The 22622-nt window shown below is 42.5% G+C and carries 10 protein-coding genes; 7 read left to right on the top strand and 3 right to left on the bottom strand.

The window, feature by feature from the left end:
- Window positions 1-327: 327 nt before the first annotated feature.
- Window positions 328-1620: an amidohydrolase family protein gene (locus tag WCM76_06240; protein ID MEI6765223.1), complete on the top strand. Its 1293-nt coding sequence runs from the start codon at window positions 328-330 to the stop codon at window positions 1618-1620.
- Between the two features lie 251 nt (window positions 1621-1871).
- Window positions 1872-8078 (top strand): alpha-2-macroglobulin family protein, encoded by a 6207-nt coding sequence (locus WCM76_06235; GenBank protein MEI6765222.1) that lies wholly within the window; start codon window positions 1872-1874, stop codon window positions 8076-8078.
- Window positions 8079-8781: 703 nt separating this feature from the next.
- Here the strand turns inward: WCM76_06235 and WCM76_06230 are convergent.
- The gene (locus tag WCM76_06230; protein ID MEI6765221.1) at window positions 8782-12054 is read right to left on the bottom strand and encodes a PAS domain S-box protein; all 3273 of its coding nucleotides are present in this window, start codon (window positions 12052-12054) and stop codon (window positions 8782-8784) included.
- A gap of 262 nt (window positions 12055-12316) precedes the next feature.
- Between WCM76_06230 and WCM76_06225 the strand changes: the two genes are divergently transcribed.
- Window positions 12317-14542: a tetratricopeptide repeat protein gene (locus tag WCM76_06225; protein ID MEI6765220.1), complete on the top strand. Its 2226-nt coding sequence runs from the start codon at window positions 12317-12319 to the stop codon at window positions 14540-14542.
- Window positions 14543-14622: 80 nt separating this feature from the next.
- Here WCM76_06225 and WCM76_06220 read toward each other — a convergent pair whose 3' ends face one another.
- Entirely contained in the window at window positions 14623-15177 is a 555-nt protein-coding gene (locus WCM76_06220; GenBank protein ID MEI6765219.1) for a DUF6580 family putative transport protein, read from the bottom strand.
- 338 nt (window positions 15178-15515) lie between these two features.
- Here WCM76_06220 and lepB point away from each other — a divergent pair, with 338 nt between their 5' ends.
- The 3 genes from lepB (at window position 15516) to WCM76_06205 (ending at window position 18684) form a co-directional block, all read left to right on the top strand.
- Window positions 15516-17030: a signal peptidase I gene (lepB, locus tag WCM76_06215; protein ID MEI6765218.1), complete on the top strand. Its 1515-nt coding sequence runs from the start codon at window positions 15516-15518 to the stop codon at window positions 17028-17030.
- A gap of 148 nt (window positions 17031-17178) precedes the next feature.
- Window positions 17179-18168 carry an ATP-grasp domain-containing protein gene (locus WCM76_06210; GenBank protein ID MEI6765217.1) on the top strand — a complete coding sequence of 330 codons (990 nt, stop codon included), beginning with the start codon at window positions 17179-17181 and terminating at the stop codon, window positions 18166-18168.
- A 27-nt stretch (window positions 18169-18195) separates the two neighbouring features.
- Window positions 18196-18684 carry a GNAT family N-acetyltransferase gene (locus WCM76_06205; GenBank protein MEI6765216.1) on the top strand — a complete coding sequence of 163 codons (489 nt, stop codon included), beginning with the start codon at window positions 18196-18198 and terminating at the stop codon, window positions 18682-18684.
- A 29-nt stretch (window positions 18685-18713) separates the two neighbouring features.
- Here WCM76_06205 and WCM76_06200 read toward each other — a convergent pair whose 3' ends face one another.
- Entirely contained in the window at window positions 18714-19439 is a 726-nt protein-coding gene (locus WCM76_06200; protein MEI6765215.1) for an SAM-dependent methyltransferase, read from the bottom strand.
- 609 nt (window positions 19440-20048) lie between these two features.
- On the opposite strand from WCM76_06200, the gene WCM76_06195 reads away from it, so the two are divergent.
- Complete coding sequence (locus WCM76_06195; GenBank protein MEI6765214.1) at window positions 20049-22589, top strand: cohesin domain-containing protein; 2541 nt, start codon at window positions 20049-20051, stop codon at window positions 22587-22589.
- Window positions 22590-22622 lie beyond the last annotated feature (33 nt).

The following is a 22622-nucleotide window of genomic DNA, read 5'->3' as shown; positions in this document are numbered from 1 at the left end:
AACGATCTATTGGCAAAAATATTTTTATCATGCGAATATATAATACTAATCATTGGCTCGTCTTAAAATAAATGCCTTTTTTTTAACACATTTATCAACATTTTTTTTGCAATTCTTGCCTCAATAAAAATTCATGCAAAAGCCGAAATACCCTATTTTGCAGCTTATACAGAAATTATTATTATCAAGCACTACAAAATTAGTTTCATTTGAATGTTTTTGTGCAAAAATAGAAATGTTTTTTCGGCTGATTTTGGTCAGCATTTTTTACTTTTGGTGAAAATTTATTCACGGAATAACGTAATATCAGAAATTAAAAAACTAATTATGGGTATCTTACTTAAGAATGCTACATTCATTGATTATCGAACTTCGAATTTTGTTGAAACCGACGTTTTTGTTGAAGAAGGAGTGGGCGGAAAAATCACACTGCTGTCAGGTAAAAAAGATTTTGTGCTTCCTGAAGGAACAAAAGTTGTTGATTGCCGGGGCATGTACGTCACAAAAGCACTGGCGTGTGGGCATCATCATGTTTATTCGGCGCTGTCGCGCGGTATGCCGGCCTCTCCAAAACCCATGAATAATTTCTATCAGGTGTTAGAGTATCTATGGTGGACACTCGACAAATGTCTTGACCGCGACATGATAGAAGCAAGCGCTTTGGTTACTGCACTTTCATGTGCATATAACGGCGTTACTTTTGTTATTGACCATCACGCATCACCGTTTGCCGTTGAAGGTTCGTTGCAGACTATTGCAACTGCTTTTGAGAAAGTGGGCGTTTCACATTTGCTCTGTTATGAGGTTACTGACCGCGATGGTCATGATATCGCACTCAAAGGTCTGGCTGAAACCGGCGATTTTATGCAGAAAAATCAGGGCCTTGTGGGACTCCATGCAGCTTTTACCGTTGAAGATGAAACGTTGAAGCTGGCTGTTGATCTGGCCGCCAAACTCAATTCCGGCATTCATGTTCACGTTGCGGAAGATAAGTATGATCAGGATTACAGCATCGAGAAATATGGTAAGCGCGTTGTAAATCGCCTGCACGAAGCGGGGGCACTTAGCTTTCCAAAAACAATTCTCGGGCATTGCATCCATCTTGACACCGCTGAGCGCGAACTCATTCAAAAATCTCCGGTTTATGTTGTCCAGAATATCGAGAGCAACCTGAATAATAAAGTAGGACAATTTAATTCTGAAGGTCTGGGCAAAAACCTGATGCTCGGTACTGACGGCATGCACAGCGATATGGTGCGGTCTGCTCAGAATACGTTCTTTGCCGGAAAAAATTATGACAGCTTCGGATTTGACGAACCATACCGCCGCCTCCGCAATGTTCATAATTATGTTGAATCAAACGGTTTTACCGGTGATGGCGACAACAACCTCATTGTGCTTGATTATCCCAGTCCGTCCCCGTTCAACGGCGATAATTTCCTTGGCCATTTTTATTTTGGGATGGAAAGCAAATATGTAAAACATGTTATCAGCGATGGTAAAATGATTGTGGCCGACAAAAAAATCCAGACAGTGAACGAGGCCGAAATACTTGCTTTTGCAAAAGAACAAGCACAGCGTTTGTGGGACAGAATCAACGACCGCTATTCTAAGTTCTGATTATAATTGGTTCATCATTCAAAGGCCGGCAAGTTTAATTTTGTCGGTCTTTGCTTTTTTAAACAGATATCCGCAGAGCTATTTGCATTCCGATTTGGAATGTTTCGAAAATCAGTTATATTTGTTGGAGTGCAACGTTGATTGCGCATTTCAAGACATCTTATTGCCCCGGGTAATTTTTTTTCATTACATTTTATGGAATTGTACTCTGTTGAACCTCTATGTTGCCAAATCCTCAAATCATGCATTCTATGAGAGCAATAAAAATCCTTGCAGTTCTTATGATTGTTTCGCTTACCGCTCTTTCGGTAGGAATTTTTATGTCAAAGCCGCCCAAACCCATTTGCGAGCAATTGAAACTGGGGAAGGAAAGCCCTTATGATCAACTCTGGCAAAAAGTCGATTCGCTCGGCAATAAAGGCTTGACACGCTCTGCACTGGATGTAGTTGCTCTTATTTATGACAAGGCAAAAACTGAAAACAATGCTCCCAACATTGTAAAAGCCGTGATTCACAGACTCAAATTTGAATCGTACATTACTGATGAAGATTATGTGAACACAATCGCTGACCTTGACAAAGAGATTGAGACGTCTGTTTATCCGGCAAAACCGGTACTTCACTCGGTGCAGGCCGAAATATACTGGAGATATTATCAGGCAAACAGATACAAATTTTTAAACCGCACAGAAACGGTCGATTTTAAGCAGGAAGACGTACGTACCTGGGATTTGCGGAAAATTGTAGATCAGGTCATCAAACATTATATGGCTTCACTTACTGATGCCGACTCACTTAAAAAAACACCTCTTTCTATCTACGATAATATTCTTACTACGCAAAGCGAATCGAAAAACTTCAGACCCACGCTGTATGATTTTCTGGCACACCGGGCTGTCGATTTTTTCATGAATACAGAGTCGGGACTCACTGCCCCAGTGAATAGATTTGAAATGAATAACCCCGAATTGCTTGCTCCTTACAGCACTTTTGTTGATGAGAAAATTGTAAGTGAAGATAAATACTCACTGAAATATTATGCGCTGGCTATTCTGCAGGATCTGTTGAAATTTCATAGCAATGACTCTAATCCGCAGGCATTGATAGATGCTGAACTTAAGCGATTGAGATTTGTGCATGCACAATCGGTACTCGAAGATAAAGACAGCCTTTATGTAAAAGCATTGTATTCTGATGAAGCTGCATTCATTGCGAATCCGGCATCAACTGAAATTACATTTGATATTGCAAGCTATTATTCAGGAAAAGCCAGCAGCTTTAGCGCCGGAATTAATGAGGAGACAAAATGGTATTTCAAAAAAGCGTATGCCATTTGTGATGGAGCCATTAAACGTTTTCCGGATGCTTTTGGCTCTAAAAATTGTGTGTATCTGCAAAAACAGATAATGCTGCAATCAGTGAATGCCCTGGCTGAACAAACCAATGTGCCCAATAAACCGTTCAGGGCATTGGTGACCTATAAAAATACGAATCAGGTTAGCATGCGTGTGTGCAAAACAAATCCTGAATGGTTTAAGAAAATAACACGAAAATACTACGGACAGGAGCTGATGGATCAACTTGCAAAGCTACGTGTACAAAAACAATGGGTCGTAAATGTGCCTGACGATGGCGATCACCACCCGCATTCGGCGGAGTTCAGAATGCCTGAACTTGAACCGGGTTTCTATACGCTTTTGCTTTCGCCCGACGGGAATTTTGATTGTGTAAAAGGTACAGTCTCTTACTTTAACGTTTGGATTTCTAATCTGGCATACACGAACCGTACGCTCAGCGATGGCGAAATTGAATTTGTGGTATTTAACCGCGTTACAGGTGAGCCTTTGAAAAACGTCGGTGCCCAGGTGTATCGCGAACATTATAGTTACGTAACACGCGATTATGAATACCGTCGGGGCGCTTATTACAATTCGGATGCTGACGGGCGTTTTATAGTTCCCGCTATAGAAGACAACTACGACAATTTCTTCATTGAACTGGAGAAGGGAAACGATGTGCTTCATACAGATTATTATTACCAGTACAAGCCGTATCAGGTTCCCATAGAATACAAGAACAAAACAATTTTCTTTACTGATCGTGCCATCTACAGACCCGGTCAAACTATTTATTTTAAAGGCATTTTCATGGAAACCGACGGCGAAAATTCAAGAATTAAGCCGGGGGCAAAAACAACAGTTACACTCTATGATGTGAATTCTCAAATAGTATCCAGTCTTGAGCTTACTGCTAATGAATACGGTACATTCGACGGTTCGTTTGTAGCTCCGTCGGGTGTGCTTAACGGACAAATGAGCATACGAAACGACTACGGAAATGTGTATTTCTCTGTGGAGGAATATAAACGCCCGAAATTCGAAGTGAAAATTGATCCGGTAAAAGGTAGCTACCGTTTGAACGATAACATTACGATTAAAGGCAATGCAATATCTTATGCCGGTTCCAACATTGACAATGCGAATGTGAAATACCGCATTGTGCGCACAGCTTCATTCGAGTACTGGTGGTGGCGCTGGTACGGCTACTACCCGAACTCACCTCAAATGGAAATTGCAAATGGTTCAACAACCACCAGCGAAACGGGAGAATTCACCATCAACTTCAAGGCACTTCCTGACCTCGCTGTAACGAAAGCTTCTGACCCAACCTTTACATATAATATATACGCCGACGTTACCGACCTTAATGGTGAAACCCGCTCGGGTAGTATCAGCTTCAGCGCAGGTTATAAAGCGCTCATGGTAAATGTGAACCTTCCCTCAGAAATTGAAAAAAGCAATAAAGACAAATTTGTTATCAATACCACCAACCGCAGTGGCATATATGAATATGCCTCGGGCAATATTTCTGTATATAGGATTAAAGAACCTTCACGCTTGCTGAGAAAACGTGCCTGGTCTAAACCCGATCAGTATGTTATAAATCGTCAAGATTACATGAAGGATTTTCCGCTTGACGTGTATGAAAATGAAGATAACATGGCGAAGCGCGAAAAGGCAGAAAGAGTTCTTGACCTGAATTTTGATACGAAAAAGGATTCGCTGCTGTCGCTTGAAAATATTGCTGACTGGGCAGAAGGTCAATATGTACTTGAAGTAAAATCTAAAGATAAATACGGTGCAGCTGTAGAATGGTTCACGTATTTCACGGTGTTTTCAAAAGATTCCAAAAACATTCCGGTGAATGAATTTGACTGGTTTACGGTGCTGAAAGCAAAAGGTGAACCGGGCGAAACTGCGTCTTTCCTGATAGGAACAAAAGATACGGCTGTAAAAGTGCTTTATGAAATTGAACATAAAGACAAGATTACCGAACGCAAATGGATTACGCTGAAAAATGAAATGAAGAAAATTGACATTCCCATTACCGAAGATATGCGCGGCAATTTTGCGGTACATTTCACTTTTATCAGACAAAATCGTGTGTATAACCATGATGTGCTGATTGAAGTACCTTATACAAACAAACAATTGGATATAGTATTTGAAACTTTCCGTAACAAGTTATTGCCGGGGCAGAAGGAAGAATGGAAATTGAAAATCAACGGCAGCAAAGGGGAGAAGGTAATGGCAGAAATGCTTGCCTCTATGTACGATGCTTCCCTCGATGCATTCAAAACTTCGGCGTGGCCATTTGATTTGTGGAAGCATTATTATATGTCTCGCTCATGGGAAGCATATCACGCTTTTTCTACCTCGCAGTCAACCTATAATTATTGCTATTACGATTACAACTATTTATTGTACCATTATTACGATGCGCTTAACTGGTTTGGCTTTGAAAATTACGGCTACCGGTATGATTACTACAGTTACAACGGTTACCTCGACGACAGCAAAGATCTTGATAATTATGTAATAGATGGTGAAGTCGCTGTGGCGCAAACAGTGGTTCGTGGTGCCCGTGCTACCGCCAAGGCTGAGGAAAAGGAGGGGCAGAAGAAAGAACGAAATTTTGAAGATCTTCCTATGGGCGGTGCAAGCGGCGGTAAACCCGATGAGACTCCCGGTAATATTGACCGCAGAGAAGCCGGTACAAATTCCCGTACCGGCGAAGGTTCCGGTGGCGGAGCCGGCGAAGGTGTGAAAACAAGAACAAATTTCAACGAAACGGCTTTTTTCTATCCGCATCTGGAAACCGATGCCAACGGCGAGATTATTATTTCATTTACAATTCCTGATGCACTTACGCGCTGGAAATTCAGAGGAATTGCGCATACAAAGGATTTGCAAACCGGTTATATCGAAAAAGAAATCATCACACAGAAAAACCTGATGGTAGTACCCAATCCGCCGCGCTTCTTCCGCGAAGGCGACAAAATTACGTTTGCTTCAAAAGTCACAAATTTATCTGAAGAAGTTATTTGCGGTGAAGCTCAATTGATGCTGTTTGATGCGCTCACAATGAAACCGCTCGATGTGCAGATGGGCAACCTGAAGCCAACGGTACAGTTCGACATTCCCCGAGGTCAGAGTAAAGCCGTTGAGTGGGATATTGTTATCCCCGAAGGACTCGAAGCTGTTATTTATAAAGTGGTGGCTAAGGCTGGAAATCACAGCGATGGTGAAGAAATGGCCATACCGGTGGTTACCAATCGTATGCTCGTTACCGAAACATTTCCGCTTCCTGTTCGCGGTAAGCAAATCAAAGAATTTATTTTTTCAAAACTCGCGAATTCGGGCGGTAGCAGCACATTGAAAAATCATAAACTAACATTCGAGTTTACCTCGAATCCTGCATGGTATGCCGTTCAGGCGCTTCCATACCTTATTGAATATCCTTACGAATGCGCCGAGCAGCTCTACAGCCGGTTCTATGCAAACGCCATTGCATCTTACATTGCAAACTCACACCCGCGCATTAAGTCCGTTTTCGAAAGCTGGAAAAATACAACCCCTGATGCGCTGTTATCAAATCTGGAAAAAAATCAGGAGTTGAAGTCCGCGCTGTTGCAGGAAACTCCATGGGTGCTCGATGCCAAAGACGAGTCGCAGAATAAGAGAAACGTGGGTATATTGTTCGATATGAACCGCATGTCGAATGAGCTGGAAACGGCGCTTTCAAAACTTGAAAAAATGCAGGTCTCAAATGGCGGATGGCCATGGTTTCCGGGAATGCCCGACGACAGGTACATCACACAATATATTATTACGGGTATGGGGCATCTTGATAAATTGGGCGTCAGGGATGTGAAGGACAATCAAAAAGTCTGGAAAATGTGCCGCCGTGGTGTGCTTTATCTCGACGATCGCATCCGCGAAGATTATGAATATCTGCTTAAATATTATCCGGATGAAATGGAACTGAATCACCTGTATGCTCTGCAAATTCAGTACTTGTATGCACGTTCCTATTTTATTGGCAGTATTAATGTTGAGAATAAAAACCAGAAAGCATTCAATTATTATAAAGGTCAGGCACACAAATATTGGTTACAGAATAATCATTACCTGCAGGGTATGATTGCACTCGCGCTGAACCGGCTTGATGATAAAGCTGCAGCTTCCGATATTACCAAATCACTGAAAGAAAATGCCATTTATTCTGAAGAAATGGGCATGTACTGGAAAGATATGGATGAAGGCTGGTACTGGTATCAGGCACCGATAGAAACTCAGGCATTGCTTATCGAGTGTTTTGATGAAGTTGCCAACGATCAGAAAACCGTAGAAGAACTCAAAGTATGGTTGCTTAAACAAAAGCAAACCCAAAACTGGAAAACCACCAAAGCTACTGCCGAAGCTTGCTATGCGCTGCTTCTGCGTGGTACCGACTGGCTCGCTAAAGAACCTGATGTGGAGATTATGATTGGTAACATGATTGTTGATCCGAAAAAAATGCCCGATGTAAAAGTGGAAGCCGGAACCGGATATTTTAAAACAGCCTGGTGGGGCGCTGACATCACTCCGCTGATGGGTAATATCAAGATTTCGAAGAAAGATGATGGTGTGTGCTGGGGTGCCCTGTACTGGCAGTACTTTGAGCAGCTCGATAAAATTACCCCTTCTGCTACTCCGCTTAACCTCGAGAAGAAATTATTTGTGGAACGGCCTTCGGCATACGGTCCGGTAATTGAACCAATAACCGAACAAATCAAACTCAAACTGGGCGATAAAATTAAAGTGCGGATCGAAATTCGCGTTGACCGCGACATGGAATACGTCCATATGAAGGATATGCGTGCATCGGGTTTTGAACCGGTCAACGTGATTTCTCGCTATAAATATCAGGGCGGATTGGGCTATTACGAATCAACCGGCGACCTCGCAACGAACTTCTTTATTTCGTGGCTTCCTAAAGGAACTTATGTGTTTGAATATCCGTTGCGCGTTGCACAAAAGGGCGATTTCTCTAATGGTATTACCAGCATTCAGTGCATGTACGCTCCCGAATATTCATCTCATACCGAAGGAATAAGGGTCAGGGTTACCGGATGATAGTGAACAGTGAACAGTGAAAATGCCTGTCCGCCTTTGGCGGAAAAAGTGAACAATGACAAGTCGAAAATATGTTGGAGCGAGTCGTTCTGTTCGTGTCATGAGCAGAAAATATGTTGCTAATCGGAGTAATTTTCCCGTTGCGAGGTGAAAAATTGACAAATCAGATAAAACTCATGCGAAGACGCAAAGATTTTTTGTTGACTCTTGACTCACGACTCACGACTGTTTCCGCCAAAGGCGGACAGGTACTCTTAGTTTTTAATACGTTACTTTTTTAAAGAGCGTTGGCCCGGCAAAACTGCGGGGCAGGCGCGGGCATGAATGTGATATTTCGTAGAATTCCGACAATGAAGTTTACTCGCATTGTCAGGAATTCAGAAATATCGCAGAGCGGGCGGAAGCATAGTTTTGCCATGTCCTTTTGGGTACTTTTGTGACTAGACAAAAGTACCAAAGAAAAAACAAGCGCCGTAATTGCAACCCTTGATGAGCAAAAAAAACCGGAAGAATAAATTCATTGCATTGCACCGCAAATTATAATTGTTCTCCGAATAACTTCACTGCTTGCGCCGCCGGGTTTGTGTGTTATCTCTGTTTCTAGAAATATCATTTCCCTGACGGGATAAGTTCAATTATCAATCATCAACTAAACTTGGTAAAATCGGTCAACGCTATTCAGGGATGGTCAACTATTCACTATTCACTGAATATACTGTGAAATCATGGCACGCAAGGCGTCTTTCTTGATAGGTTTGGCAAGGTAGTTATTGCAACCGGCATCAATGCACTTACCCTTATCTTCTTCAAAAGCATTGGCTGTTTGTGCGATGATGGGCAAATCAGGAAGCACTTTCCGTAATTGCCGGGCAACTTCATATCCATTAAAAATCGGAAGCTGAATGTCGAGCAAAAGCAGGTCTACCTGTGAGTTCTTATGCATAATATCCATGACTTCCTTGCCGTCGCGCGCATGCAAAATTGTAATGTTCGTCTTTTTTAAAAGTATGCTCAGGAACAGGAAGCTCGCGTCAACATCTTCAGCAATAAGTATAGTTTTTCCCGTCCAGTCAAATGCATCCGGTGTACTGGAAGGCCCTTTTTCAAGTGTTTTTTCTTGTCCGCTGGTTTGCAGATGAATCGTAAAATAAAAAGCAGATCCTTTGCTCGGTGAAGAATTAAACCATATGGTGCCGCCCATCAGCTCAACCAGTTCGCGGGTGATGGCAAGTCCTAATCCCGTGCCTCCGTATTTGCGGCCAATGCCTTCGTCTCCCTGTCTGAACCGTTCAAAAATAACATCAATTTGTTCGGCCGCAATTCCCAGTCCTGTATCTGTTACAAAAAACTCAAGCATATGGTCATCACGTACCTTATAGCCAAACTCTACGGTTCCGGTATTGGTGAATTTAATGGCATTGCCTATCAGATTGGTCAGGACCTGACGCAGCCGGTATTCATCTGAAATAATAAAACTTTTTGTATCGGGCAAACCGGCGTGCAGCTTTAGTTCCAGCTTGTTTTTTTTATTCGTGTCAATATAGCTTTCAAAGAAATTGTAAAGTTCGGCAAGCAGATAATTAAGCGGAAATTCTTTGTCCACAATCTGCAATTGTCCGGCTTCAATTTTTGAAATATCGATGATATCATTGATGAGTTTAAGTAACTGGTTTCCGCTTTCATCAATAATATCAAGATACGACCTGTTTTTGTCAGTAATCGTCTGATCCATTTTCAGGATAGAAGTGAATCCTAAAATACCGTTAAGCGGCGTACGAATTTCATGACTCATATTCGCCAGAAATGCCGATTTCAGTTTGTCGGCCTGCTCCGCTTTATCCCGTGCGGCAATAAGTTCTTTTTCAAAAAGTTTTCGCTCTGTAATATCGCGGAAAACGCTGAATGTGCCTATATATTCATTGTCTTTATTAAAACGGGGCGTGGCGGTTACAATCAGGGTGCGCGCACTGCCGTCCTTGCGCATTATTTCATGCTCATAGCTGCTGCTGATACCCATTTTGCGAATGGCTGTCTGCCCAAGCACAACTTCAAAAGCGCCCTTATTTGTATATTCCGATAAGGATTTGCCAAGGAGTTCGCGGGGCTTCACGCCGAAAATATTTTCGGCCGCGCTGTTTGCAAAAAAGATACATTCCTTATCATCCACAATACTCACACCTTCGCCTGTGTTTTCAACTACGGTGCGGTAACGTTCTTCACTTTCTTTAAGGGCTTCTTCTGTAACTTTACGTTCTGTAATATCATGGAATACTACCGCAAAGCGGTTTTTGCCTGCGTTATAAGCGCGGACATCAAAATATTTTTTAAGACTTGCCGTGTAACTCTCAAACTGAATATGTTCTCCGGCAATGGCCACTTTCGAATAATTCTCAAGCCAGAACGGTTCTAGGTCTGGCATTACTGTTTTTGCTCTTTTACCAATGATGTCGGCACTTTTCAATCCCGTGAGCTGCTCAAATGCAGGGTTCACTTCTAGAAAAATATAATCAACCGGGTCGCCGTCTGAATTAAAAACAATCTCGTGCAAGGCAAAAGCGCTCATCATTTCCGTGAAAAGTGAACGGTATTTTTCTTCACTTAAACGCAAGGTGTGCTCAACTTTTTTCTTTGCGGTGACATCACGCATTATAGTCACAATTCGAATCACCTTACCCGCTTCATCCAGCACAGGCCATTTATAGGTTTCGGTGGCAATTTCATTACCGGCAATGTTGGTAGTTTCCGATGTAATGATCAATTTTCCGGTTTCCAGAACCTGCCTGTAGCCATTCATAACTTCATCAGAAAGAAATGTGAAAACCTCTCTGATGTTTCTGCCTTCAATGTCCTGAGCCAGATTCAATTTCTTTGAAAAATCGCGCAACGCCTTATTCATGTAAAGGAATTCCAGCTTCATGTCAACAATATGAATCCAGTCGGTAATGGAGTTAATCGTAGAATTGAACAACACCTCCGATTGTGCCATCAAACTTTCCTGTTCCTGCATTTTCATAATCCGCCACAGCTCATTCATGAGCAAGGTCAGTTGCCGGATATCCGTTTCATCATAATCACCGGGTTTGTTGCCGACGCCAATAAGCATCACGATATGATTTCCGTCAAATATCGGGATGTTCATGTGATTCACCACCGGCACATGACCTTCCGGATATCCCTTTTTTAAAGGACTCGGCGCGGCGTAATTATTGGTGATAATCGGTTTTCGCTGTCTGACAGCTTCGCCCCACAATCCTGTTGCGTTTACAGGGTAAATAATAGGTTTGTCGCTGATGCGGCATTCTTCCATGGCCGTTTTTGACCATGAATACATCGTTAAAAAAGTTTCCTCTTCATTGGTAAATGCCAGATACCCGATGGTGCTGCCCGTTACTTCTACTGCTTTTTCGAGGACATAATCAGTGACTTTGTTCAGAGGTGCATCCTTGATTCGCGAGAGCTCCAGCATGGCCTCAAGGCGCAGCTCGTTCAGGTGTAATTTATGGTCGGCTTTTTTGTGAGCGGTCAGGTCGAGAACCATTCCCCACATTCGCTCTCCATCAATGAATGATGAAAAAGAAGCGTTTAAAATACAGCCATCGCGCCGCACCAAATCAACATCAAAATTTTTAATGCTGCCGGCTTCCTGTATCGTTTCAATCATGGCTTTCCGGGCCTCCGGATTATGATACATGGTGGAAGCCGTCAACGATTGCAATTCCTCAGGATGCTCATACCCCAGCATTTTTACCAGAGCGTTATTTGCAAATAATATCTTACCGGGTAAATCAGTAATATAAACCCCAATAAGGCTTTCGTCAACAATACGCTTATAAATAGGGTTGTCAATCTGAAAATCGTTCGGCAAGTCACCAGCCAGCTTAGCTGTCAATTCTCTATTTGTGTCCTCAAGTTGGGCAATGCGTTGTTTGAGTTCAGCTACAGATTCAGAAGGTGCTTTATCGGATTTATTCTCCATCTAAGAATATGATTTTCATAACAAATATAACATCAATTACAGTGTCAAATGCAAAATAAACGATATTAATTTAGTGAAATCGGATTTTTCCAAAATGGCATCGCTGTTTAATGACATTTTGACAGGGTTTGACCCAAAATATCAAATATTTCAAGTATTTAAGTAGTATTTGGTGCTTCAAAATCGAAATTCTCAGCCATTTTATTTCATGCACTATTTTTGATAGTTCAAATCCGATAGTTATATAATTTCTTATTCAGCCATGATAACACGAAATGAAATAGTTTCCGCACACAAACGCATTTGCACACTGGCAACGTCTAAAAATCTGAAAGAAGCCCTCGAATTGCTTGAAACGCTGGTTCGGCAGGCCTCTTTAGGAGAATACCGCGACCGGCTCACCGAATTCAATGAAACTTACAAAAATATTTTACTGTACACGGTTCGTGGAATTAATGATCCGCAAAGGGCACGCGTTTATCAGCATTTGCTTAAATCAGTACTTATGCTTACCGACGAAGTGAAGGAAACACTGCTGGAGCAGTCGGGAATTCAGATTTACCGTTTCAAAAAAAATGTAATCCGCCTCCCCGAACGTCTGCAAAAGCTGATTCCTGAATTACTTGACCATCACCAGTCAAATGCTGAAGTAAGTGATTTGCTCGGCGATATTCCTGTTGCAACCGACGATCCTGATGTGCATGAAAGTCTGGTGTTGGAAGAACTTTTCAGAAACCTTTGGCTGAAAGATAAATTTACCGGTCCCGATTGCAGCAGCATTATGGCGCTGATAAACGAACCGGAGTGTCCGTGGTACAATAAATCTGTTGTGGTGAGCGGTATTACCATGGGGCTGATGCATTGTTTTGATGAAGCCAAACTGCAGCTTTTACTAGATATTTATGATACGGAAATTATGCAGGTGAGTGAACGCGCCTTGCTGGGCGCCATCGTTTCAATGTATCTCTATGATAACCGGCTTTCATTGTATCCGGCCGTTGCCGCGCGATTGAAAACATACAGCGACAACAGTCTGATGGCCGAAGACTTTTTAACGGTTACAAAGCAATTGACACGCGCCAGAGATACCGAGAAAATATCAAAACGTCTGCGCGAAGAAATTATGCCTGACATTCTCAAACTGCAATCTAAACTCGAAGATAAACTCGATCTCAACAACATTATTTCCGATCAGGAAGCAACCGATAAAAATCCCGACTGGCAATCGTTTCTGGAAGATTCGCCCGAGTTGATGGGTAAACTGGAAGAGCTCTCGCGACTCCAGCTTGAAGGTACCGATGTTTTCATGACAACCTTTGCCATGCTGAAGCATTTCCCGTTTTTCAACGAGATTCACAACTGGTTTTTGCCATTCTTCGGAAACCATCCCGAAGTCGCCCGTGCACTGCGAGCCGAAGATGAAAAGTTCAGCAGCGTTTTTACTGAAGCACTTGCCTCATCTACGTATATCTGCAATTCCGACAAGTACTCATTTTGTCTGAACGTTGAAGCGCTTCCCGAAAATCAAAAAGAAATGCTGCTGACCATGTTCAATGCAGAACTCGAAAGCATGAATGAAGTCGGCAGCGAAGACGAAATTCTGAATAAGTCTTTGAAACATTATAGCGTTTTTACTCAGTATATTCAGGATATGTACCGCTTTTTTAAACTGCATCCGCTGCATTCCGAATTTGATGACCTCTTTGATAATATGTTTGATTTCCATAATAAATGGTTCTTCAAACAACTGGTGAATCCTGATGATATGCTGCAAAAATCCGGGAACTTCTATTTCGAGAATAATCATTTTGATGAAGCTCTTGAAGTATTTACCTTGCTTGCCGCCGATGGAAGAGCCGATGCAGAACTGTTTCAGAAAACAGGCTATTGCCACCAAAAAAATGACGATTACACCAAAGCACTGGAATTCTATCTGAAATCGGAGCTTTTCGAATCAGGACGTACCTGGCTCACGAAAAAAATTGCTTACTGCTACACGCGTACCGGAAATTTCAAAAAAGCGCTCGAGTACTATCGTGAAGCCGAAATGGCTGAACCTTCCAACATAAATCTGCAAATCAGTATCGCCAATTGCTTTCTGCATATGAAAGATTTCAAATCGGCCCTTAACTATTATTATAAAGTCGAATTGCAATCGCCCGGCAACAGCAAAGTACTCCGACCGATTGCTTGGTGTCTGTTTGTGAATGGAAAATTCGCCGAAGCAGAAAGCTACTACAATCGCCTGGCCGAAAACGAAACACCCAATCGCTATGATTTTATGAATATCGGCCATCTGAAATGGTGCAGCGGCAGTAAGGAAGAGGCCATCAACATGTATGTGAACAGCATCCGGGAAACGGATAACAGCCGTGAATCATTCCTGAAAGCCTTTGAAGATGATACCGAATACCTGCTGCGCAATGGCATCGACCCCGATGATATTCCCATCATGCTCGATTATCTGAAATACGCCTTGCACGAATAATCAATTACTGCAAAAAGCTGGAGTGTAAACAAAAAAAGCTGTCTCTTTACGAGACAGCTTTTTTTCGTAAGAATATGTTATTATGCTTTCGCCAGAACAGGAAACCTGAGTTTCGCAAGGTAGAAAACACCAAAGAACACAGTGTTGTAGAACAAATCGCCCACCAGACTGTTCACAAAGAATGAAATGCCCTGAGCGCCGTCGTTGAAAAATGCCAGACCTGCAACATACGATTGCATCAGACCGGTAAAATCTTTAGCGTACATCGGGTCGCTGAGCCATGAACCAAAATTGGTAATGAGGAAAAATATAACAGTTGACGCAAATGATGCAGCAACAATATTCAGCGCTTTAGGCTTCCGGGCAATCAACAGTCCTAACGATACGGTAATAGCAAAACCAATATAAACGGCAATCATTGTTGAGTGAAAGCCAAGGAATAAATCGCTTAACAGCATGGCTGCTATCGGAATAATAAAAGCAAGATGTTTACGTGTCATATAGGCGCCGCCAAATAAAGCAATAGCAGCAATAGGAGTGAAATTAGGCCAGTGGGGCACAAGGCGCATTGCTGCACCGGTTGCAATAATTGTGAGTACTAACCAAAAGCGTGAGGTGAAAACTTTCTTATTCATGTTTTTCTTTTTTATGTTCAAGCATTGCAAAAATATAAACATTTGGAAAAACAGCGGCATTTTTTTTACTAATTGTTATCATGTCAGCATTTCATGCTATCCCTCAAATGGTAATGAATCGCCTGAAATGCCGACGACAGCAGTTTTAAATGCAATATTGTAATTTTTGATGTCGCTTTCCGGCAATTTGTCCGGTTCGTGTCCTGGCCAAACTCGAATTTTTGACCACGGAAGCCTGAAATCTGTCTGTTTTTTACTACGTTTGCAATTATTTCCAAAAACGAACGTTTTATGTTCGGTTAAAATGCAGGCAATTCTATATTATTAAAGTAACCACTATGAGCGCATACGCAATTATCACACTAATTTTCACGGCACTGTTTATTGCCGGTTTATGGAAAGTATTTGAGAAATCCGGTCAGAAGGGCTGGTATGTACTCATTCCATTTTTCAATTTTTATATCTGGCTTCGCATTATCAAAAAACCAATGTGGTGGTTTATTTTCATCATCATTCCCTTTATCAATGTGTTCACGATTCTGCTCATGATTGTGGAAGTTGTGAAATGCTTCAATAAATTCGGATTGGGCGCTCATGCACTTGCCGTGATGTTTCCATTCTTCTATCTGCCATGGCTCGGCTTCATTGACAAAATGCCTTATCTCGATCCCGTTAAAAGAAAACCAATAAAAAAATCGGCTGTACGCGAATGGGCCGATGCCATTATTTTCGCGGTAATTGCCGCCACCATAATCCGTACTTTTTTTATCGAAGCTTACACCATTCCTACATCTTCAATGGAAAAAACACTGCTTGTGGGCGATTACCTGTTCGTGAGTAAAGTAAATTACGGTCCCCGCGTTCCCATGACCCCGCTGTCATTCCCGTTTGCACACCATACTATGCCGCTTACCAAAGATACACGCTCTTATCTCGAATGGATCAAACTGCCTTATTACCGCTTCCCTGGATTTCAGAATGTCAAAAATAACGACGTGGTGGTATTCAATTATCCCGACGGCGATACTGTGGCTCTCAACGTTCAGAATCGTAGCTATTATGCGCTGGTCCGCGAAAACGGACATAGCGAAGTATGGCGCAACAAGCGTGTTTATGGCGATATTATTGCGCGTCCCGTTGATAAAAGAGAAAACTATATCAAAAGATGTATCGGAATTCCGGGCGACAGCCTTCAAATCAAAAATCAGATTGTATATATCAATGGGAAAGAGTTGCCCAATGTCGGGAAAAAGGAATACAAGTATATTGTTACAACCAAAGACAGCAGCCGCATTTCTGCACGTTTTATCCAAACGTATGATATCACCGAAGAAATTTATCAGGTGGATGCAAACAAGTTTCTGGTTACCCTCACCGATGCTGCCGCTGCTCTTATCGGTCAGCAAATGAACGTTGCCAAAGTCGAAAAATTTGTAAGCCCGAAAGGGCAGTGGGCACCTTATATTTTCCCCTTCGACTCTGTGTATCCCTGGAATGAAGATAACTTCGGACCCATCTATTTGCCCGAAAAAGGCGTTACTATCTCCCTTAACAAAAAGAATATTTTACTCTACGACCGCATCATACGCATTTATGAAGGCAATGACCTGAAAGTGGAAGGCGACAAAATTATTATTAACGGAAGACCTACCGATAAATATACGTTTAAAATGGGCTATTACTGGATGATGGGCGATAACAGACACAACAGTGCCGACTCGCGTTTTTGGGGATTTGTACCCGAAGATCATATCGTGGGCAAAGCTGTTTTTGTATGGCTGAGTTTAGACCAGAATAAAGAACTCTTCAACGGCAAAATCAGGTGGGGCAATATGTTCAGGTTTATCAGGTAATTAGCTGATTCGATTAATGGTCGATGTGTCTGTTTCTTTAGGTTTTACAACATTTCGCAATTGGCTTTACACAATAGTGCAACCCTTCATTTTAATTTTTAGTTCTTAGTTATCATTATATGCCTTCATTTTTTCAACCCTCGTTGTAATGAATAATAAGGTAATCATTTTTCACAGCGAAATCCCGCCCGACGCTCCGGCCGATGAGCTGGACGTGCTCGACGAAGCCGAATTTTTCAGGAAAGAACTCGTGTTGTTGGGTTATTATCCCGTCGTAATGCCATTCACATTCAATATGAATGATAGCATTTCGCTGGTGAAAGAAATGCAGCCTGATTTCGTAGTGAATCTCGTTGAAACAGCCGGTGGTACAGGTCGCCTGGTGCATCTTGCACCCGACATTTTTGACGTCCTCAGGGTGAATTATACCGGCAGCCCGGCCGAAGCGATTTATCTTACTTCCAATAAAATTGTCTCAAAAAAGCTGATGGCATTTGCCGGTATTCCTACACCACGCTTTATTGCTCCCGGTCAAATACACAACCTGCCGAAAAACGATGGTACACGCTATATCATCAAATCCCTTTGGGAACATGCCTCTGTGGGTCTTGATGAGCATACCATGAAATTACTCACCTCCGTCGATGAAATAGCAGCGGAATTATTGCTTCGCAAAAACCGCGGCGAACTGTGCTTTGCAGAAGAATTTATTGACGGTCGCGAATTTAATATTTCTATGCTGGGCAGAAAAGATGGTTTTAACGTACTTCCGCAGGCAGAAATCCGCTTCGACGGATATACGGACGAAATGCTGAAGATTGTAGGATACCGCTCCAAATGGGACGAGTCATCATACGAATATCATCATTCCAACAGAAGTTTTGATTTTACACCGGCCGACGAACCCCTGCTGGCCGAATTGAGAAAAATCTGCGGCGACTGCTGGAATGCTTTTAATCTGAAAGGCTACGTGCGTGTCGACTTTAGAATTGATGCCGCCGGAAAACCCTATGTGCTTGAAATCAATGCCAACCCATGCATTTCGCCCGACAGTGGTTTTGTTGCCGCGGCAAGCCGGGCAGGTCTGTCCGGCGCTGAGGTCATAAGCCGCATTATCGACGATATGAATGTTTTCTAAATTATGTTGAAATAAATTTTGACTGCCATGACTGAACTTGATATTACCTTTCGTGATACTGTGCTGCCAGCCGATCCTGATGCTGTGCGCGAGATAACAGAGTCAACAGGCTTTTTTCATGATTATGAAATCGATGTTGCAGTGGAGCTTGTGGAAGAACGTCTCAGTAAAGGTGTTCAAAGCGGATACCATTTTATTTTTGCAGACCTTAACGGGAAAACCATTGCTTATGCCTGTTACGGACCCACTCCATGCACCAAAGACAGCTTCGACTTCTACTGGATGGCAGTTCTGAATGAATTTCGCGGAAAAGGAATTGGCAAAAAACTGATTCGTTTTACCGAAGACGGTTGCCGCAAACTTGGCGGGAAAAAATTATGGCTCGATACTTCATCCACCGACAAATACATCCCGACACGAACGCTGTATCTGATATGCGGTTATATTGAAGCTGCCAATCTTAAAGATTTCTATGACGATGGCGACGACAAAGTAATCTTCCTCCAGAAACTTTAACTTTTCTCTCTTGACTCACGACTCCCGACTCACGACTCCCGACTCTTTCCAATCACAAACACGCAGGGCTTTTTGTTCAGGTCGGGAACCGACAGTCGCCAATCGGCAATACTCATGGTTCGTATAAATTCATTCGGCATGCTGATGCAGGCTGCAATACATAACATCGTCTCACTTTTACAGATTTTCAGAATAGATTCCAGCATCTGGTTATTCCTGTAGGGCGTTTCCATAAAAATCTGCGTCTGCTTTCGCGTAAGCGCAAGTGCTTCCAGCTCACGAATTCTTTTTTCACGCACCGGCCTATCAATCGGAAGATAACCGTTAAATGAAAAATTCTGACCGTTGAAGCCTGCACTGATCAATGCAAGTATTATGGATGAAGGTCCGCTCAACGGAACAACTTTTATAAATAGTGCATGTGCACAAGCTACCACTGCAGCACCCGGGTCGGCAATGCATGGAAGCCCCGCCTCTGAAAGAATTCCTATATTCTTGCCATTCAAAACAGAAGCTAACATACCCGGGATTTCACTTGCGTTTGAATGTTCGTTGTATATATGAAAGACCACTTTGTCAATATCCCGGTTCCGGTCTAACTTTTTTAAAAAACGCCGGGCAGTTTTTTCTTCCTCTGCGATAAATTCGTCAAGTCCTGCAATAATATCAAGGCTTTGCTGCGGAAGTACGGCATAGCTGAATTCAGGGTCGAGCGGTGCAGGCAACAGGTATAACACTCCTTTTTTTTCTGACATGAACGCTTGTATTATAATTCAAATAAGTGCTTCAGATATTGAGGTTCTTAAAATTGATAATCCGAAACCTTCGTTTAATGCTGTAAATGTAATATGATTTATGCAGCTCGCCGAACTTCTTTATTTTTTCCGGAATGAATTTCCTTTGATTTATTTCGCGAAAACTAACTTGAATAAATATGATTAGTGTTTAAATATCAACTACATTAAAAATATTGTAATCCATCACATTTTATAAAATAAATTGTATTTTTGCACAATTAGGATTGGAACCCTGTCAGAATTTCTTCTTATCAGGACATTTTCTGTTGCCGCAATCAATCGAATGTGGGTGACTGATACACCCGGCTGAGTGAATTATTTAAGGTATTTGACTGAAAAACCTTGCCTTTTAATTCATCAGTGTTATGAAAGCCTGTATTACGGGTAATTCCCGATTATTCGACGAATTTACAATACTGCAGAGGCGCCGCGCTTTTCTGAGTAGTTATCCCGTTTATTTAATTCTGCAACACCACAATCAACCACTGTGGGCGCCAACTGCATTGAATGATGCTTCAATGGAATATACTTCACATTACAAGTATTAATAAATAAAAAAAAATACGCATGAGAATTCAGAAACCAAATGGCAACAGCCATAATCGATTGAAATTTGCAATTGCTGTGTTTATAGCAGCATTCAACTTTTACAATGCCTTTTCTCAGCCCTCAGAATGCACACTTACAGTTGGCTCCGCCACTGCATGCCCCGGTGATACGATTTCAATTCCGCTTTCCTTCTCGGGATTGAACCAGCCCAATGTTTCGGCTATTTCACTCATGCTCGAAGTGTCTGACACCAGTGTTCTTGAGTTCCTGGATATTTCAGATGTCCATGCATCTTTTCCATCACCTAATATTTTTTATTGGCCGGGCGACGATGATTTTCCTCCTTCAATCTGGTATAGTTGGACGAGCGGTGCATCTTATCCTGCAGTTACAGCAGGTACTTTGCTGAATCTTAGGTTTAAATACAAACGAAGTGCATCAGCCGGTTTGGTGTTTCCTGTCGGATGGAGCGACATTGTCGACGGTGTCTCAACACCCTATTCATTAATTCTAAATGCCGGGAATGTCGGCAGTGGAACTCTGCCATCGGCTGTTACCGTTGGTACCTCGGGAACTGCTCTGTGTGCCGGCAGCAATATTGATTTTTCGGGCAATGCAACCAACGGAACCGTTTGGAGCAAGATAGCCTGGAACTGGACCGGCCCGGATGGATTCGCCTCATCAAGCCAAAACCCTACAATTGCTTCGTTACTTCCTGCAAAATCAGGTCGGTACAGTCTGATAGCAAGCAATAATTGTGGGGATGCTGCTGCTGTAACCAGCGATTTTATTGCCGTTTCTCCCACGGGCGCATGGCAGGGCAGCAGCAATTCCGATTGGTTCAATTCCGCTAATTGGTGCCTGAGTGGGAACGTCCCTTCAGTAACCACCGATATTCAAATTTTGCAGGTTGGGAGCCCGTTTCATCCACTTATAAATTCTACTGGAGCGGTTTGCCGGAATATTACAATTAATAGTGGTACACTTGATATTTCAGGAACCAATAATCTCACTGTATACGGGAACTGGGACGATAATGGAACCTTCAATCCGGGTGCCGGAACTGTGGCGTTCGCCGGAAGTGCGGCGCAATCAATTTCCGGAAATTCTCATTTTTCGAATCTTGAAGTAAATAATAGCAGCGGACTTAGCATTATCGGTGCTCCTCAAATTTCTGATTCTCTCATTCTTAAACTTGGTGAAATTAGTGACGCTTCAGGTATCAGTCTGGCTGAAAATGCTACAATTACAAGGTATTTGGGCTCCTTTGACGAGGCTCCGTCATTTAATAATAAAGTCAATATTGTATACCGAAATCCGGTTACAACAGGTCCCGAAATACCGACCGCCGGCAATATTCTTCAATTGCTACAGGTAAATACGGGCGACAGAAATATTGTTGAACTGGGATCAGCGGCGTATATTAACGCTTCTGTTTCATTTATCTCAGGTGCGCTGCGCTCAAATAATATTTTTCCCCTGGTATTCAATGATGGGGCAACAGCATCCGGAATGTCTGCAACGAGCTTTGTTGACGGACCCGTTCAAAAAGTGGGCGATGATGCCTTTATGTTTCCAACAGGCGACATTCAGGGAACAGCTTTTATTTGGGCACCCATTGAAATGAGCGATCCGGGCAGCAATGTATCCGATGCATTTACAGCGGAATATTTTTATAAATCGTCGCCGGCCAACTGGGAACCTTCTGATATGTGTTATGGCCTTGACCACGCCAGCGGTGTTGAATACTGGGAGTTAATACGCAATATGGGAACAAACTTCCCCGATCTTACACTTTACTGGAAAGATGCAAATCGAAGTGGTATAAATAATCTTTCGGAACTGAGTGTTGCACATTACGAAGATTGTAGAGGTCATCTGGCTTGGTCGGCCATGCAAGGAACAGCTGTTGACGACGGTGGAGGTACCGGTCATATCACCGGAACCGGTTTCTCATCCTATAGTCCGGTAACCATTGGCGCAAAAAACGGGTTTTCAAATCCACTTCCGGTAGAATTAGTGGATTTCAACGCTCAGTGTACCGGAACAGAAATTGAATTAAACTGGACAACAGCCTCCGAAACAAACAACGATTTCTTTATTATTCAACGTTCAAACGATGCCCGCCACTGGACCGGCATTGACACACTGAAAGGCGCAGGAAACAGCGCTGCGCAAAAGGATTACAAATGGTTTGATAGGTCCCCTCTGCCCGGAATTTCATATTACAGACTTGTGCAGGTTGATTACAACGGGAATTCGAAAACGTTTGAACCGACCGCTGTTGGCTGCTTCGAAAATGAACAGACAATTATTAGTATTTCGCCAAATCCGTTCAGGGAAAATCTGTTTGTGAAATTCAATAGCCATCTGAAATCGCCGGCATTCATAACTATTTCAGATATGAGCGGTCGTAATGTGTACTCTGAGGTTGTGGCGCCTGCCGCGAATGAAAACACAACGACGCTCATTCTTGGAAAACTTAACCCCGGTTCTTACCTGCTGTACATTATTTCTGAAGAGTTCAACCAGCATTTTTCGATTGTCAAAGTTGAATAATATTTCAGATAATGAACAGGCATTCTGTCCATA

It is taken from the genome of Bacteroidota bacterium (assembly GCA_037133915.1).
Lineage (GTDB): Bacteria > Bacteroidota > Bacteroidia > Bacteroidales > CAIWKO01 > JBAXND01.
The sequence above is the reverse complement of the archived record's forward strand: the minus strand, read 5'-3'. Positions and strand labels throughout refer to the sequence as shown.

What these genes read in the sequence shown, in the direction of transcription:
- WCM76_06210 (MEI6765217.1), top strand. Translation starts at nt 17,179, where the DNA reads ATGAATAATAAGGTAATCATTTTTCACAGCGAAATCCCGCCCGACGCT.
- WCM76_06200 (MEI6765215.1), bottom strand. Translation starts at nt 19,439, where the DNA reads ATGTCAGAAAAAAAAGGAGTGTTATACCTGTTGCCTGCACCGCTCGAC.
- WCM76_06230 (MEI6765221.1), bottom strand. Translation starts at nt 12,054, where the DNA reads ATGGAGAATAAATCCGATAAAGCACCTTCTGAATCTGTAGCTGAACTC.
- lepB (MEI6765218.1), top strand. Translation starts at nt 15,516, where the DNA reads ATGAGCGCATACGCAATTATCACACTAATTTTCACGGCACTGTTTATT.
- WCM76_06220 (MEI6765219.1), bottom strand. Translation starts at nt 15,177, where the DNA reads ATGAATAAGAAAGTTTTCACCTCACGCTTTTGGTTAGTACTCACAATT.
- WCM76_06195 (MEI6765214.1), top strand. Translation starts at nt 20,049, where the DNA reads ATGAGAATTCAGAAACCAAATGGCAACAGCCATAATCGATTGAAATTT.
- WCM76_06240 (MEI6765223.1), top strand. Translation starts at nt 328, where the DNA reads ATGGGTATCTTACTTAAGAATGCTACATTCATTGATTATCGAACTTCG.
- WCM76_06205 (MEI6765216.1), top strand. Translation starts at nt 18,196, where the DNA reads ATGACTGAACTTGATATTACCTTTCGTGATACTGTGCTGCCAGCCGAT.
- WCM76_06225 (MEI6765220.1), top strand. Translation starts at nt 12,317, where the DNA reads ATGATAACACGAAATGAAATAGTTTCCGCACACAAACGCATTTGCACA.
- WCM76_06235 (MEI6765222.1), top strand. Translation starts at nt 1,872, where the DNA reads ATGAGAGCAATAAAAATCCTTGCAGTTCTTATGATTGTTTCGCTTACC.